Here is a 16,564-nt window from a genome sequence, read left to right as displayed (position 1 = left end):
TTTAGCGTATTAATGGCTCCAGATGTTGCCAGATGGTATCCAGAATCAACGGCTGTGCCTGGGCATTGGGATGAATACCGTCATCCTGCATCAGATCCCAGTCCAGCGCGACACCTTCGAGCATGAACGGAACTCTTTCTACCCTGTACTGGTCTGCTATATCGGCATAGAGTTCGAAGAAGGAGTCACCGTAACGAGCTCCATAATTGGGCGGCAGACGTATACCTATCAGTAACACCTGAGCCCCGGCATCCAGTGGAAGCTCCACTAGTTGGCTCAGGTTTTTGCGGATGACCGGCAGAGGCAGGCCCCGCAGACCATCATTGCCACCCAGCTCCACCAGCACCCAGTCAGGCTGATGCCGCTCCAGCAGGGCCGGCAACCGATTAAGGCCACCACTGGTTGTTTCACCGCTGCTGCTGGCGTTGACGACGGAATAAGCATAGCCTTGATCCTGCAGGCGTTTTTCCAGCAGACTGACCCAGCCCTGTTGCTGGGGTATACCATAAGCGGCGGACAGGCTGTCGCCCAGCACCAGAATCGTACCGGCGTGCAATGGCATGGCCAGAAATATGACCATTAACAGGGATAAGACAATACGCATGGCTAACCTCAATTCAGCTGATAACATCCTTGAGGCACACAATGTCGCAAAATGGTTCCCGACACAAGGCGGCCGTGTGACCCTCTTCAGCGACCTTAATCTGACTATAGGCAAGGGTGAAAGCATCGCGATCATTGGCCGCTCCGGTGCCGGCAAGTCAACCCTGCTCAGCCTGCTGGCTGGTCTGGATACACCCAGTCAGGGCAGTATCAGCTTTGACGGCAAAGCTCTGGAGACACTTGATGATGAAGCCAGGGCACAACTGCGCGCCCACCACATCAGCTTTATTTTCCAGTCTTTTCATCTCCTGCCCGAACTTAATGCATTGGATAATGTACGCCTGCCACTGGAAATCAGAGGCGACAAGGATCCTGATGCAATTGCAAAGCACTGGTTATCTCAGGTTGGTCTGGCAGAGCGTCTGGATCATTTCCCATCGCAACTGTCCGGTGGCGAGCAGCAGCGTGTGGCTATAGCCCGTGCGTTTGCCACCAGCCCGGGCTTGCTGTTTGCCGATGAACCCACCGGCAACCTTGATGAGGAAACAGGCCACCAGATTATCGACCAGCTGTTCCGGCTGAATGCACAGGAGGGCGCTACGCTGGTGCTGATCACACACGATACCGAGCTGGCTGCCCGCTGCCAGCGCCGTCTGAGCCTGCATAACGGACAGCTGCATGAGGTGAGCGCATGACAGGCACCATCGGGCTGGCCTGGCGCCAGCTGCGCAATCAGTTGCGCACCACTGAATGGCGTGCGCTGCTGCTCGCCTGCTGGATCGCCATAGCCATCGCCACCCCTCTTGCATTACTGGCCGACCGCCTGGAACGCGGACTGTTGCAGGAAAGTGCAGCTCTGCTGGGTGCTGACCTGATTCTTTCCGGCCAACGGCCGATCAGCCCTGAACGCCTTGATGACGCCGAAGCCGCTGGTCTGGTGGCGACACAGGTGACTCAGTTTCCCAGTATGCTGGCGCTGGATGATGAGATGATGCTGGTCTCTGTCCGGGCAGCCCAGCTTCCCTACCCTCTGCGAGGACAAATAGTCACAACTCCCCCGCAGGAGGGCGACCTGCCTGAGTCCGGTCAGATCTGGGCCGAGCAGCGTGTCTTTACACAGCTGGGGTTGAATCTTGGAGACAGCGTTCAACTGGGCTATGCAGATTTCGAGGTCACGGCGGTGCTGCAGAGTTCGCCTGATCGGGGCTCCGGCTTTCGCAGCTTCAGTCCGCATGTGATCATCAATGCAGCAGACCTGGAAGCCAGCGGCATTCTTGCACCGGGCAGTCGAGCCGAGTTTCGTCTGCTGCTGGCGGGTGATGAAGAGTCGATCATCCAACTTGATGCACTCTGGCGACAGGATCTGCGCAGTGATGAGCGCTTGTTCAGCCTGCGTAATGATCAACCCATGACGGGAGCTGCACTGGGCAACGGGCTGCGCTACCTCAAACTCACGGCACTGATTGCACTGCTACTGGCAGCACTGACCATCACCCTGAGCCTGCGCCGTTTCAGCAATGGACAATATACACGCTGCGCATTGCTGCTGAGCCTGGGCATGCCGCCGCGTCAACTGATCAGGCTCTACCTGCTGCAACTGCTGATGGCCTGGGCCATAGTGGCCCTCTTCGGCACGGCCACCGGACTGCTGCTCGAGCAACTGGTCGTCGGGTGGCTGGAGGACCTTTTGCCTCAGGCACTGCCTGCAGCGGCACCTCTGCGCTACTTCAGCGGCGCCGCACTGGGGCTGGCACTGCTGGTACTTCTGGGCCTGCCACCGATTCTGCAGCTCGCGCGTGTTCCCGTATCACATCTGTTTCGTGGTGATGGCGCCCCTCAGGACAGGCGCGCCAACCTGCTCTACCTTATCTGCCTGATACTGCTGGGTGTTGTGCTGCTCAGCTTTCTGGAGGAGTACCTGGCCGCTGTTGCGCTGCTGTTACTGCTGCTGGCAGGAGGCGCAATATTTGGAGTCATCACCCAGCAGGCGCTACTGTTGCTGACACGCCCTCTCGCCAAGCGTTTATTGCTGGGACGACTGTTATCGATGCGCCTGCGTCAGCAACGACGCTGGCATCGCCTGCAATCAGCCGTACTGGTACTGCTGCTGACCCTGCTGAGTGTCGTCTGGATCAGCCGCACCGATCTGCTGGAGTCCTGGCAGGCGCAGTTGCCAGTGGATACGCCGAACTATTTCGTCGTCAATATTCAGCCCTGGCAGAAAGATGAGCTGGATGATTTTTTCGCCACCCACGAGATCGGCAGTATTCTCTACCCCATGGTACGAGGACGCATCAATGCACTCAATGGCGAGCCCATTCGCCCACAGATGAACGAGGTGCAACTGGAGCACAACACGCTCAATCGTGAGCTGAACCTGAGCTGGGCTGCGCAGGCACCGGACAACAACCCGCTGACGGCAGGCATCTGGTGGTCACAAGGCGCCACTGAGCCCGAAATATCGGTCGAGCAGGAGATGGCCGATGAGCTGGGACTCTCTCTGGGCGACACGCTGGGGTTCGATATCGGAGGACTGCCTTTAGAGGCACGCATCACCAGCCTGAGGCAGGTGGAGTGGGGGTCTTTCCAGCCGAACTTCTACGTTATCTTCAATCAGGAAGCTCTGGAGGCCTTCCCGGCGACCTTTATCACCAGCTTTCATCTGGAGACTGACAAGCAGCATCTGGTTAACGATATGCTGCGCGCCTTTCCCTCCCTGACACTGATCGATATCGATCAGTTACTGCAACAGGCGGCGCTCTGGCTCAAACGCCTGGGTGACAGTTCGGCACTGATTCTGGCAATGAGTCTGATCTGCGGGGGATTGCTGCTGATCGTCACGTTGCTGCAGGCACTTGAGCAACGCCGTTATGAAGTGGCGCTGCTACAGACCCTGGGTGCAACGGCTAAACAGACGCGCCAGCTCGACCTGCTGGAGTTTTTGCTGCTGGGGCTGGTCGGAGGCTTACTGGCCAGTCTGGCAACAGAGCTGACGCTGGGAGCACTGCACCTGACACTGCTGAAAATCCCGGTACAGCTGCACTGGCAGCTCTGGGTCGTGCTGCCACTGGGCGCAGCGCTGTTCTTCTGCCTCAGCGGTATCGTCATGCGACGCCCTCTGCTGCTGGAGCAGTGCTACCGATTGCTGCGCAGCGCTACCTGATGTTCAAGACGCCTTGAAGGTTTTCACGCCTTCGGGCGTCGACATCAACACCAGATCCGCACCGCGCAAGGCAAACAGGCCATTGCAGACGACACCCGGCAGATTGTTCAGGTGTCTTTCCAGTGCTTTCGGATCAACGATCTCCATATCATGCACATCCAGAATCAGATTGCCGTTATCGGTCACGAAGCCTTCGCGATAGACAGGCTGTCCCCCAAGCTTGGCCAGCTCACGTCCGATCAGTGAGCGCGCCATCGGAATCACCTCAACCGGTAATGGAAAGTTGCCGAGCAGATCCACCTGCTTGCTCTGATCCACGATACAGACAAATTCACGCGAAGCCGCCGCAACGATTTTTTCACGTGTCAGTGCGCCACCGCCGCCCTTGATCAAATTAAGATGAGGGTCAAACTCATCCGCGCCATCCACATAGACATCGATCCCGCCGACCGAATTCAGGTCAAGTACTTCAATACCGTGCCCTCGCAGGCGCTCGGCTGTCGCTTCTGAGCTGGCAACCGTAGCGGCAAAACGGTCCCGATGAGCAGCCAGAGCATCTATGAAGCAGTTCGCCGTGGAACCTGTGCCTACACCGACAATGCTGTCTCGTTCCAGTTTTTTCAGAATATGCTCCACTGCCGCCTGTGCAACAGCACGTTTCATCTCATCCTGTGTCATTTTGTCCCGCCTGGTTATGCCATCAAAGGTTAAATGCTCGGTTTCATACTTCATTATAGATTTTCTGGCCCGTAATTGGGTAAAAATCATCCCTTGAGCCTCAGCTTTATAGACGATGGCTGGCTGAGCCGATACCATCACTGATCCTGTATTAACCACCAACTCTGATGAACAGTCTCTGATATGGCACACCGATACATCAAAAAGATTCTTGAAGCGCGTGTCTACGACGTCGCGGTTGAAACACCGCTGGATCCTGCACCCGCACTCTCCATCCGCCTGAACAACCGCGTGCTGCTCAAGCGCGAGGATATGCAGCCGGTATTTTCATTCAAACTGCGCGGTGCCTATAACCGCATGGCGCAGCTGTCTGAAGAGGAGCGTCGAATCGGTGTGATTACCGCCTCTGCCGGCAACCATGCTCAAGGGCTGGCGATGTCGGCACATGCACTGGGTGTCAAGGCAACGATTGTCATGCCAAAAACCACCCCCGAGATCAAGGTCAACAATGTCCGAGCACGTGGCGGCAAGGTTGTGCTGCATGGGGATACTTTTGATGAAGCTCAGGCACATGCGCAGAAACTGGTGAGCGAAAAGGGATTCATCTACATCCCGCCTTTTGATGACCCGGATGTAATTGCCGGTCAGGGCACCATCGCGATGGAGATACTGCGTCAGGAAAGCGGCCCGATCAACGCCGTATTCGTTCCTGTCGGCGGCGGCGGCCTGATTGCCGGCATCTCGGTCTATATCAAATACCTGCGCCCCGACGTCAAGGTTATCGGTGTTGAGCCCGAGGATGCGGCTTGCCTCAAGGCCGCACTGGAAGCCGGCTCACGTGTGGTTCTGCCGCAAGTCGGTCTGTTTGCTGATGGCGTGGCCGTGGCTCAGATAGGTGAGCACACGTTTGACCTGGCACGCCAGTTTGTGGATGAAGTGATCACCGTTACCACCGATGAGATCTGTGCCGCGGTTAAGGATATCTTTGACGATACCCGCTCCGTCTGCGAACCCGCAGGCGCTCTGGGTGTTGCCGGTCTGAAGAAGTATGTCGAACGCGAAAAGTGCAGCGATCAAACCCTGATCGCCATAGACTCAGGTGCCAATGTCAACTTCGATCGCCTGCGTCATATCGCCGAGCGCTCTGAGCTGGGTGAAAAGCGTGAGGCGATCATCGCCACACGGATTCCCGAACGCCCCGGCAGTTTCAAGCAGTTCTGTACTGCACTGGGCCGGCGCAATATCACCGAGTTCAACTATCGCTACAGTGATGACAAGGAAGCGATCATCTTTGTTGGTGTTCAGATCAAGCCGGAAAACAACGGCCGCCAGGAGCTGATAGACCTGCTGACCGAGCAGGGCCATCAAGTGGTGGACCTGACCGACAATGAGATCGCCAAGATCCATGTGCGTTACATGGTGGGTGGCCACGCGCCAGCCAGTGTGGATAACGAAGTGATTTTCCGCTTCGAGTTTCCGGAAAGACCCGGTGCATTGATGACCTTCCTGAGCAAACTGGGTGGGCGCTGGAACATCTCCATGTTCCACTATCGCAACCATGGCGCTGCCTATGGCCGCGTACTGGTCGGTATGCAGGTACCTCCTGAAGATCGTCAACTGGTTGCGCAGTTCCTGGAGGATATCGGTTACAACTACTGGGATGAAACCGATAACGAGGCATACAAGCTGTTTCTTGCCTGATCCGGTTATCGTACCGTATCAGGCATCTCCGGCACATGCTCAAACTCACGACTGACAAAGGCGCTGACGGTGAAGATCAGCAGAGTGATCACACCCCAGCCAAGTCCGAGCACCACTCCAGCATCTATGATGCCACGCCAGGGCTGTGGCATCAGATGCACCACCTGAACCACCAGAACAATTGCAACTATCAGGGTCAGGGTGATCATCTGACGTTTGCGCTCAACATCAAACAAGCCCAAACAGAAAGCAGGCGCCAGTAGCAGACGCAGAGGAGTCGGGTTCTGTGTCAGATAGTAGATACGGGATGCCACACGCGGCGAAAAGCCCTTCTGAAATCCTCGGTAACCTTCAGAAAAGCCCATGAAAACCAGACTGGCAAACAGAGCCAGCCAGTGCCACCCGCTCATCGGATAGCTGAACATTTCCAGACTGATCAGACCGAGCCTGTAAATAGCTGAACCGAGCAGCAGCAAAATAGCACCGAGCCCCCAGAAAATAGCTATCAGATAAGACACATCAACCTCACCGGAAAAAATCAACGCGTTATTATAACGTGACTGACGTGCAGTTACAGTGTCGAAGAGGTGGGATTACAGACGAGAAGTATGCTGAGGCCAGCACTCTGGGATGGGATGTACAGAGGTTCCAGGATGAAGAATCTGATTGCAGAGAGCGTGGGGTAGTAAGGCTAAGGCTGGCAGCAGCAGATGCTGCCGCCAGCTGAATCTGACGAAACAGAATTACTTCTGTGCGTCGGTCAGTTCCTTGCCATGCTCAGCCCAGAACTTCTGAGCACCCGCATGAACAGGTGTCACGATACCGTCAAGGCCAGACTCGATTGTCATCGCTTTTGCAGCGCCGGCAACAGAGTACATGAACTCAAGACCTTCAGTTGAATAAACCTCTTTCAGAGCATTGTAGACAACGTCTTCTGAAAGATGACGGCCTGCAGTCCACAGAGCAGAGTCCTGAATTGTCACGACATCATAGTCCACACCTGGGTAGGTGCCGGCAGGAATGGTGACTGGAGTGTAGTAAGGGTGATCCTGTCCCAGAGTACCCTGCTGAGCCGCTTCATTAACCTGCAGCATACGGATGCGGTTGCTGGTGGCAGCCTGAATAACAGAGGCATTCGGGAAGCCTGCAAAGACCCACAGTGCGTCGATCTGACGGTCACCTATGGCAGAAGCACCCTGGCTGTAGCCAATGTACTGTGGGCTGATTTTATCCCACAGACCCAGGCTTTCAAAGAAGCGCTGAGCAGACGCCGCCGCACCGGAACCAGCTGGTCCTACTGCAACGCGCTTGCCTTCCAGTTGAGCAACATCAGTGATACCTGCATTTTCCAGCACGATCAGATGCGCTGGTGCACCGAACAGATAAGACACGGCATGCACGTTACGATAGTTACGTGTGTCGTTGGTCAACTGACCATTGGCACCCAGGAACAGATCACCTGAATAGGTAATACCGAAGTCGGCATCACGGGAGTTCACGCGGCGCAGGTTTTCAACAGAACCGGCTGATGCCATGTTGGAGACATCGATCCCATCCAAGGCACGGGACAGACGCGTGGACATACCGTTAGAGAAGTACTGGAAAGTACCGCCATCAGGGCCACCGGAGAATGCCAGACGCTCAGTGGCAACCGCTGTAACACTCAGGGTCAGTGCTGCAACAGCTGCTGCGGCGATACCCGCAATTGATGCCGTTTTAGTGAATCGCATTTTTTTCAACATCGATGTTTCCTCTTTATTATCATTTATTGAGTGTTGCAATCGTCGTCCTGGTGAAAAACCAGACGATGAAATTCGTTAATAATCAGATTCGAACTGTCAGTACCGGAACCTTCGAGTCACGCACAACCCGCTCGGCAGTTGATCCCACCAGCACCTTTTCGATACCGGTACGACCATGTGTTCCCAGCACTATCAGATCCGCATTCACCTTCGCTGCCTGGCGCAGTATCTCCTCCTCACTACGCCCGATCACCACATCACTGGTAACCTTGACCTCTCCGACTTTGTCTGCCGACAGATAACGGCGGCAGAACTCGTTAATATCTTCAACCGCGTGGGTTTCAACTTCGCGGGTGAAGATCTCAATCACCTCTGCCGGCAAGCGCCTTCTGCGCTTATCGACCAACTCGGTGATCACATGCAGTACATGCAGCCTGGCCCCAGCCATCGAGGCTATCGTCAACGCATGCTCACAGGCTTTTTCGGATGAATCGGAAAAATCGGTCGCAAACAGAATACAGTCGTACTTGATCATCGTGATAACTCCTTATTGGCTGACTGTTGCCGGTTTCATTGGCTGCGCATCACGCTGAAGCCAGTAAACAACCGCAATCAGTGCCAGACCTATAGCATCAGATATCAGCGTTGGCCAGAACAGGGCAACCGTACCGGCACCCAGAATGATCCATTCGATGATGCTGGTTTTGCGTCTCATGAAGCCCATGGCAAATGAACTGAAGGCAACGGTACCCATGATGGCAGAGCTGTAAGCCACCAGAATTTCGGTAACCGTGCCATCCATCAGGATCGCCGGAACATAGGCGAACAGCAGAGGAACGACATACAGCATCTTGGCGAACTTGAACGAGGTCCAACCGGTTTTCCAGGGATCGGCACCGGCAATAGCAGCCCCGGCATAAGCGGCGACGCAGACAGGTGGCGTTATGTTGGAATCCTGCGACAGCCAGTAAACGATCATATGGGCGGCAATCACGGCAACACCCAACTCACCCAGGGCCGGAACAGCCAGAACAGCAACAATCAGATAAGCAGCAGTCACCGGTACACCCATACCGAGTACGAGAGAGGCGATCGCCACCAGACCCAGCGCCAGCAGCAGGTTACCACCCGCCATGGAGATCACCAGATCAGAGAACTTGAGGCCCATACCTGTGAGGGAGATGGTGCCGACTATCACACCGATCACACCGATAGTCGCACCCACGATCAGGGTATTCTTGGCACCCAACTGAATCGCTTCCCAGATCTCCAGCGGCCCCATACGCGTCTCTTTTTTGACCCAACTCACGGCGATACAGGAGATGGTAGCCCAGAATGCTGCGTTACCGGCCGAGCGTCCCATCAGCAGCATTACCGTGATGATGACCAGTGGCAGAGCAAAGTACCAGCCATCCTTCAACACCACTCGCCACTCAGGCAGCACCTCACCTGGCGTACCCACCAGACCGTTACGCTTGGCATAGAAGTGAACCATCATGAAGATCGACAGGAAGTAGAGGAAAGCCGGCCCAATCGACAACAGCATGATCGTGGAATAAGGTGTACCCGTCAGCTCGGCCATCAGGAAGCCACCTGCACCCATGATCGGTGGCAGGAACATCCCGCCGATGGAGGCAGCCGGCTCAATCGCCCCTGCGACATGAGGTTTGAACCCGGCACGTTTCATCATCGGGATGGTAAAGGCGCCTGAAGACACCGTATTGGCAATCGCACTGCCGGAAACCGAACCAAACAGCGCCGATGACATGACCGCCACCTTTGCCGGGCCACCAACAGAGCGACCGGCAACCGCCAGCGGCAGTTCGATGAAGAACTTGCCGGCCCCGGACTTCTGCAGAAACGCGCCAAAGAAGATAAACAGAATGACATAGGTGGCCAGTACACTTGCCATGACACCAAATACACCATTGGTGGTCAGGAAGAGTGAGGTGGCAAGACGCTCAAAGCGGAAGCCTCGATGCGCGAACAGTTCAGGCAGATAGGGTCCGAACAGCGCAAAGCAGATCATGCCGATACCGATCAGCGTGATCGACCAGCCCAGCACTCGACGACACACTTCCAGCGACAACACCAGACCTATGATACTGATCAGCATATCCAGCTCATGCTCAGCGCCAGCACGATAGTTCAACGCTTCAAACTGACTCATCCAGTAAAGAACTGTGCCGGATACCACGATACAGAACAGCACATCGGTCACTGTAGGACAATGACTGGTGCGCCTGACTATCCGGCGATCCAACACTATCAGAACTATGGCAAAAGGGATGGTCATCAACACGAAATAGAGAAGATTACCCAGATCCTGCTGCCACGCCACAACCAGCCCATCATAGCCCCAGGTTTCAGTAAACATCTGAACCTGCTGATAAAAGGCATAGGGTGATTCAAAAAACAGATAGCTGCTGATTGCACAGGAGATCAATGCTCCACCGATAACCCCCAGCCCGATACTGACTCGATTGCTACCGGCCGGATACAGCAGAAACACCAGTGCAAAAGTGATCAATACATAAACACCCAGATGATACTGGGTGCTCAGGACACTGATACCTGAGCCATAAAAATAGATCAGGACCATGGCGCCGCCCAGCAGTGCAACCAGCCACTTCCAGAACCCCTCCAGACGACGCTCCGTCTTCGCATCCTTCTCCATCAACTCCTGAAGCTTTTTACGCTCTTCGGGGCTCATGCCCTCTAATGATTTTTCAGCGTCAGACATCTCAAACCTCTGTATGCGGGCTTTGCAGACTTCAAACCTGCCTGGCCATGATGATTCTTATGTTGTTATGTTGATGCTGAGACACTCCAGTTTACTCAGCACCCGGGGCCATGATGGCTCTTAACTAACTTTAGACGATTTTCTATTTACTGCATTACACAGCGTCTTCTCATCTCAGTTCGGTATAAGCACTTATCGTGCCAACACTCCGAGAGCCTCAAAAAACACTGATAAATGAATAAATTATTTTTATGATGCCTTGTCACTTGGAAAAGGTATTGATCTGTATCAGCGTAAATTCACCCACATTGAGTCTAAAATGGGTGAATTATCGCCAATCCTGATCGAGGAGTGGCCAGATGTTTACTAAACAGCGCATGGTTGATACAACACCTGTAGTGTTTTTTTCCAAAAAAATCCCATAAGCTATGAGTGGCCATACTCATATAACAACTTATCAAGCTGCGAGTCCCGTGCATGTCGATTAAAACAAAAGTGAATCTGTCTCTGATTGTTGTATTCCTCATTGTGCTGATAGGCTCCCTGACTGCGATCTATCGCAGCGAAACCGCTCTGATCCGTCAGGTGGCTACCACCAGTACGATCGACACAGCTGACTCCTATTTCGACAGCATCAACATACTCATGCTCAGTGGCGCCATGGCCAACCGCAGCGCCCTGCAGGACAAGATCCTGAGCAATGACGCCATCGTTGAAGCACGCATCCTTCGCAGCCAGGAATTGAACGCCGTATATGGACCCGGCTCAGCCGACTCCAGCGTGCGTGATGAGCTTGATCGCCGTGCCATGGCAGGTGAGAAAGTAATTGAAGAGATTCGTGACAAGGATGGGCATCGCCTCACAGTGATCATGCCGATGAAAGCAGTTCCGGATTATAAGGGCACCAACTGCATGCTATGTCATCAGCACGCCGAGGGCACCGTACTGGGCGCCGTGCGTGTCACCTACTCACTGGAAGCGATGAATCAGGCGATACGTACCAACATGTTTAATGTAGCACTGATAGAACTGCTGCTGTTCATCGCTGGTATTATCGCTATCAGCCTGTTGTTAAACCGCATTGTTATTCGCCCACTGAACGATTTTGCCGATACCATCCATGACATTGAACGCAATCGTGATTTCAATCTGCGCCTGGACTCCCGTGGCGATGATGAGATAGGCCGCATGTCAGTGGCTTTCAACTCGCTGTTGCAGAGTGTGCATGACAGCCTGCGCCAGGTCAGCCAGACAGTTCTGCGCCTGTCATCCTCCAGCACCCGGATAAATGATATCGCCAACCAGACCAGCAAGGCTGTGAACCTGCAACAGGCACAGACAACCTCTGTCACGGCAGCCATGGAACAGATGGAGGCATCCACCCGCAGTGTCGCCGCCAGTGCGGAGAATACCGTCACGGCATCTGATCTGGCACTGCAGGAGAGCCTTGAGGGTAATCGCATCACCGGCACGGCAATAGTTGCCATTGAGGAGTTGCGCCAGAACATTGAGCAGGCCACCACGGTGATTCAGCAACTGGACGATCAGAGTCAGACAGTCGGCACAGTACTGGAAGTGATTCAGAAGATCGCTGAGCAGACCAACCTGCTGGCCCTGAATGCGGCAATTGAAGCAGCCCGTGCTGGTGAACAGGGACGTGGTTTTGCGGTTGTGGCGGATGAGGTCAGGACACTGGCCAGCCGCACTCACAGCTCAACAGTCGAGATCAATGCGATCATCAGCACTCTGCAGTCCAACGCTCAGAATGCCGTCACCGTGATGCAGCGCTCACTCTCCAGCGCATCCGAAGGTGTGGAGCAGGTTCAGAACACCTCCCGCGCGCTGGCTAACATTGCTGAAGAGATCAAGGTGATCAATGATATGAACCATGAGGTTGCCAACGCAGTGCGTGAGCAAAGCGAGGTGACCGGCAGCGTCGAGCGCAGTGTCAGCGAGATTCACGCCAGCGCCTCTGATACCGCAGCGCACGCTCAGCATCTGACACGCGTTTCGAGTGAATTGACTGAACTGTCGAGCCAACTGGAAGAGATGTTGCGCCGCTTCAAGCTCTGATTTTCGGATACCAGCAAGATCCTGTACGCAAAAAAAACCTCTGGTACGAGGTGTCTCACAAGGGTTGACCGGATGCACCGGTTCAGCTCTTGTAATCACCCTTATCCAGACCGTACTTCTTCATTTTGTCATACAGGGTCTTTCTCGGCAGCCCCAGGGATACGAGGGTATCCTTGATGGAGCCACCATGACGCGCCAGCTCGGTGTGCAGCAGCATCTTTTCAAAGCGATCTATCTGTTCCGGCAGGGTCATGCCACTGCCGTTGTCAGACTGGGTGATGGGACGATTATCAAAATCAAAGATGCAGGATTCACCCAGCAAGACATAGCGCTCTGCCAGATTACGCAGCTCCCGCACATTTCCCGGCCAGCCATGAGTCATCAGACTGTGCATCCGTTCGGCGGGCAGCGGCAGCACCTCGCGCCCATACTGAGCTGAAGCCACCAGCGCAAAGTGATGAAACAGCAAAGGTATATCATCACGCCGCTCACGCAGCGGCGGGATATCCACGCGCAGCACATTGAGCCGATAGTAGAGATCCTCGCGAAAACCGCCCTCCTCGCACAGCTTGCGCAGATCAACCTTGGTGGCCGCCACAATGCGCAGATCCAGTGGAATCAACTTGTTTGAACCCAGACGCTCGATTGCCCGCTCCTCCAGCACTCGCAGCAGCTTGATCTGCAGCGGCATCGGCATGCTCTCGATTTCGTCGAGAAAGAGTGTGCCGCCGTTGGCATGTTCAAACTTGCCGATGCGGCGCGCTTTGGCATCGGTAAAAGCACCTGCCTCATGGCCGAACAGCTCACTCTCGATCAGGCTTTCCGGAACGGCACCACAGTTGATCGCTACAAAGTTCTTCTCACAGCGGATACTGTGCTCATGAATAAATCGCGCCAACAGGTCCTTTCCTGAGCCGGTCTCGGCCGTGATCAGAATATCGGCGGGGGTGTCTGCAATGGCTCGGATCAACCGACGCAGCTGCTGAATCTGAGGGGTATTACCGATAATTCGCGGCCCCGGTGCACTCTGTGTTTCCAGTTCTATGCGCAGACGACGGTTTTCCAGGGTGAGACGGCGCTTATCCATCGCACGCCTGACCACATCCAGCAACAGCTCTGAAGCAAAGGGTTTTTCGATGAAGTCATAGGCGCCATCACGTATGGCACTGACAGCCATCGAGATATCGCCATGCCCGGAGATCAGAATCACCGGCAGATCGGCATCAATCGCCATCACCCGCCGCATCAGTTCCAGACCATCGATACCCGGCATATTGATATCCGTGACCACCACGCCCGGCCACTCATCATTCAGCAGGGGCAGCGCTGCTTCGGCACTGGTCAGGGGGGTGACATCATAGCCTGCCAGCTCCAGTGTCTGACCGGCCGCCAGACGGATGTGACGCTCATCATCTACCAGCAGTACCTGACTGACCAAGGGCTCTGAACTCATGTGTATTTCCTTATGAACAACTGAATGTGGGCTAACTGCCGGTTTTATCCAACGCTTCATCTGCCGCATGAACCTGTGCCCTTGGCAGCTCCAGCGTAAAAACAGCCCCGCCATCCGGGTGGTTACCGGCACTGAGCCGCCCCTGCAGTGACTCGATGATACGATGTGAAATCGACAGTCCCAAGCCTAATCCCTGCCCGGCCTTCTTGGTGGTATAGAAGGGTTCAAAAACCTTGCCCGGCTCCTCAAGGCCCGGCCCCAGATCCCGCAACGTCAGGGTCACGCGATCCTGAGTCAGGCTGGCGTCTATCTCGATACGTTTTTCGGCCTGCCCGGTCATCGCCTGCAGTGCATTGCTGAGCAGATTCACAAACACCTGTTCAAGGCGCAGCGTATCACCCCGGACATACAGCTCATCCAGGTTCTGCGGCCATACAACGGTAACCTCTTCTTTATCCAGGCGCCCATACATCACCGACATCGCGCCATCACGCACGGCACGGATGGAAACGATCTCTATCTGGCCAGAGCTTTTGCGCGCGAACTCCTTCAACGGATGAATGATTTTAGCCATTCGCTCGGTCAGACCACTGATCTCATGCAGATTGCTCGCCACCACGTCATATTTGCTGCGCTGCAAAAAAGCACTGGCATTATCGGCATAATTGCGAATGGCGGTCAATGGCTGATTCAGTTCATGGTTGATCCCTGCTGAGAGCTGGCCCAGAACTGCCAGCTTGGCGGTCTGGATCAACTCGTTCTGAGTGCGGCTATGCAGCGCCATCTCTTCCAGCAGCTTACTGTTGGCACGACTCAGGTCCGCCGTTCGCTCCTGCACTCTGAACTCCAGATCCTCCCGCGCATTCTTGAGTTGCTGCTCATACTCCTTGCGCTCGGTGATATCATGAATCGTCACCAGAAACTGCTGCTGTGAGTCAACATTCATGGTGCCGATGGTCAGCTCGATAGGAAACACGCTGTGATCCTTACGGCGCCCACTGGCCTCCACCATCAATTCAGACTCACGCTCCTCCGGCGCCATGATATGATGCCAGCAGACAGCTCTGTCCTCCTCCGCCAGCAACTGACTGAAATACTGCCCACAGATCTCCTGAGCATTGAAACCGAACAGTTTCTCGGCCGTAGGGTTCAGTGATGCAATACAGCCTTTGGTATCCAGTGTGATCAGACCGGCATGCGTATTATCGATAATGGCGCGGACTCTCGCTTCGCTCTCCTCCAGTGCACTGTGCTCACGCGTCTGGAACTCGGTGCGCTCACGCTTGATCCTGTGCCGTGCCACCAGCACCAGAATCAGCAGCACCAGCGCCACATAGATAAACGCCACCAGCATCAGCGCTGTGATCATGCGCTGCTCAACCGGCTTCAGGCTCGCCAGCACCGATGCATGCAACCCAGTATCGGGTATTGCCTTGGAGAGCAGCAGATACTGTTTCGAGCGCACCTGCTCCGCAACCTCGCCCCCATGCTTTCGCTCCTGATCAAGCAGTGTGATTACCTGGGAGCCACTGGATAGCGGCTCCCGATTGATAATATCCAGGGGTATCAGCGCGGAATCACCATAGCGCAGACTCTGCACCACCCTTTGCTGATCTTCCGGGGGTAGCGGTCTGAGCGTGCGGAACATCCATTCAGGGCGGGTAGAGATGAAGATCACGTCATCCGCATCCGTGACCAGAATATCCAGCAGCGGATCTGCCCAGTGCTCCTCTACATCGTTCAGATCGATCTTGACCACCACGACTCCCACAACCTGCTGCTTGTCGAAAACAGGGTAGGAGAAGAAATATCCACGCTGCAGTGAGGTCGTACCCAGCGCAAAGTAGCGCCCTGCCTGGCCTCTGATAGCATCCTGAAAGTAGGGCCTGAAGCGGAAATTGCCTCCGACGAAAGGTCTCTCGGACGCCCAGTTACTCGCGGCCACCGTGAGGCCTTCGGCATTCATCAGGTAGGTATCGGAAGCGCCGATGGTTTCATTCACCTGCTCCAGATAGCGGTTAACCCGCAGGGTTTCTGTCTCGTTCTCCGGCACAGGCAAAACAGCATATAACTCTGAATGCGTAGACAGCAGTTTAGGTAGGTCCTTGAAGCGATCCAGCTTCTGCTCAACACTGAGGATATAGCGGTTGAGATCCGCTTCAGTCTTACGTTCAAGCTCATCCAGTGTCTGCTGTCGGCTCAATAGCGCAGTCTGAATCATGATCAGGGCAAACACACTGAACACCAACACAATCAGTGCCGGCCGGTTATTCAGCCATCCGTGGTATGAAGCTCCCAGGATGTTGTGACTCATTGGACAGAATTCCTGCGCATCGGGATAAGATAAAAGCCCCAACGCGTCTATTTGAGTGAGGAGATACAGGAGCCCCAGAATACCAAGAACTCGG

The 16,564-nt window shown here is 54.9% G+C and carries 12 protein-coding genes; 4 read left to right on the top strand and 8 right to left on the bottom strand.

Annotated features, from left to right (window positions below; genetic code table 11):
* Window position 1: 1 nt before the first annotated feature.
* Entirely contained in the window at window positions 2–604 is a 603-nt protein-coding gene (locus tag F7R27_RS14455) for an arylesterase (RefSeq protein ID WP_151704979.1), read from the bottom strand.
* Between F7R27_RS14455 and F7R27_RS14450 the strand changes: the two genes are divergently transcribed.
* Both F7R27_RS14450 and F7R27_RS14445 read left to right on the top strand, forming a co-directional pair.
* On the top strand, window positions 603–1,298 hold the full coding sequence (locus F7R27_RS14450) for an ABC transporter ATP-binding protein (RefSeq protein ID WP_240776385.1): 696 nt from the start codon (window positions 603–605) through the stop codon (window positions 1,296–1,298). The two genes, F7R27_RS14455 and F7R27_RS14450, sit on opposite strands and share 2 nt — an antisense overlap.
* Window positions 1,295–3,766 carry an ABC transporter permease gene (locus F7R27_RS14445; RefSeq protein ID WP_151704977.1) on the top strand — a complete coding sequence of 824 codons (2,472 nt, stop codon included), beginning with the start codon at window positions 1,295–1,297 and terminating at the stop codon, window positions 3,764–3,766. The genes F7R27_RS14450 and F7R27_RS14445 overlap by 4 nt, the downstream gene beginning before the upstream one ends.
* Before the next feature lie 3 nt (window positions 3,767–3,769).
* Here the strand turns inward: F7R27_RS14445 and rpiA are convergent, their stop codons facing one another.
* Window positions 3,770–4,444, bottom strand: coding sequence for a ribose-5-phosphate isomerase RpiA (gene rpiA / locus F7R27_RS14440; protein WP_151704976.1), 675 nt, complete (start codon window positions 4,442–4,444; stop codon window positions 3,770–3,772).
* A gap of 183 nt (window positions 4,445–4,627) precedes the next feature.
* On the opposite strand from rpiA, the gene ilvA reads away from it, so the two are divergent.
* Window positions 4,628–6,145 (top strand): threonine ammonia-lyase, biosynthetic, encoded by a 1,518-nt coding sequence (gene ilvA / locus F7R27_RS14435; RefSeq protein WP_151704975.1) that lies wholly within the window; start codon window positions 4,628–4,630, stop codon window positions 6,143–6,145.
* A 5-nt stretch (window positions 6,146–6,150) separates the two neighbouring features.
* On the opposite strand, the gene F7R27_RS14430 is transcribed toward ilvA, so the two are convergent.
* The 4 genes from F7R27_RS14430 to F7R27_RS14415 form a co-directional block, all read right to left on the bottom strand.
* Window positions 6,151–6,663 carry a hypothetical protein gene (locus F7R27_RS14430; protein ID WP_151704974.1) on the bottom strand — a complete coding sequence of 171 codons (513 nt, stop codon included), beginning with the start codon at window positions 6,661–6,663 and terminating at the stop codon, window positions 6,151–6,153.
* Between the two features lie 225 nt (window positions 6,664–6,888).
* Window positions 6,889–7,887: a TAXI family TRAP transporter solute-binding subunit gene (locus F7R27_RS14425; protein WP_206060526.1), complete on the bottom strand. Its 999-nt coding sequence runs from the start codon at window positions 7,885–7,887 to the stop codon at window positions 6,889–6,891.
* An 82-nt stretch (window positions 7,888–7,969) separates the two neighbouring features.
* Window positions 7,970–8,422, bottom strand: a complete 453-nt coding sequence (locus tag F7R27_RS14420) for a universal stress protein (protein ID WP_151704973.1) — start codon at window positions 8,420–8,422, stop codon at window positions 7,970–7,972.
* Between the two features lie 12 nt (window positions 8,423–8,434).
* Window positions 8,435–10,630, bottom strand: a complete 2,196-nt coding sequence (locus tag F7R27_RS14415; RefSeq protein WP_151704972.1) for a TRAP transporter permease — start codon at window positions 10,628–10,630, stop codon at window positions 8,435–8,437.
* Window positions 10,631–11,107: 477 nt separating this feature from the next.
* Here F7R27_RS14415 and F7R27_RS14410 point away from each other — a divergent pair, with 477 nt between their 5' ends.
* Window positions 11,108–12,703 (top strand): methyl-accepting chemotaxis protein, encoded by a 1,596-nt coding sequence (locus F7R27_RS14410; protein ID WP_151704971.1) that lies wholly within the window; start codon window positions 11,108–11,110, stop codon window positions 12,701–12,703.
* An 82-nt stretch (window positions 12,704–12,785) separates the two neighbouring features.
* On the opposite strand, the gene F7R27_RS14405 is transcribed toward F7R27_RS14410, so the two are convergent.
* Window positions 12,786–14,156, bottom strand: a complete 1,371-nt coding sequence (locus F7R27_RS14405) for a sigma-54-dependent transcriptional regulator (protein WP_151704970.1) — start codon at window positions 14,154–14,156, stop codon at window positions 12,786–12,788.
* A gap of 31 nt (window positions 14,157–14,187) precedes the next feature.
* A complete protein-coding gene (locus tag F7R27_RS14400) occupies window positions 14,188–16,470 on the bottom strand; it encodes a PAS domain S-box protein (protein WP_151704969.1) in 2,283 nt (760 codons plus the stop codon).
* Window positions 16,471–16,564 lie beyond the last annotated feature (94 nt).

This window comes from Nitrincola alkalilacustris (genome assembly GCF_008973755.1).
GTDB lineage: Bacteria > Pseudomonadota > Gammaproteobacteria > Pseudomonadales > Balneatricaceae > Nitrincola > Nitrincola alkalilacustris.
Note: the sequence above shows the minus strand (reverse complement) of the source record. Positions and strands in the feature narration are given on the sequence as shown.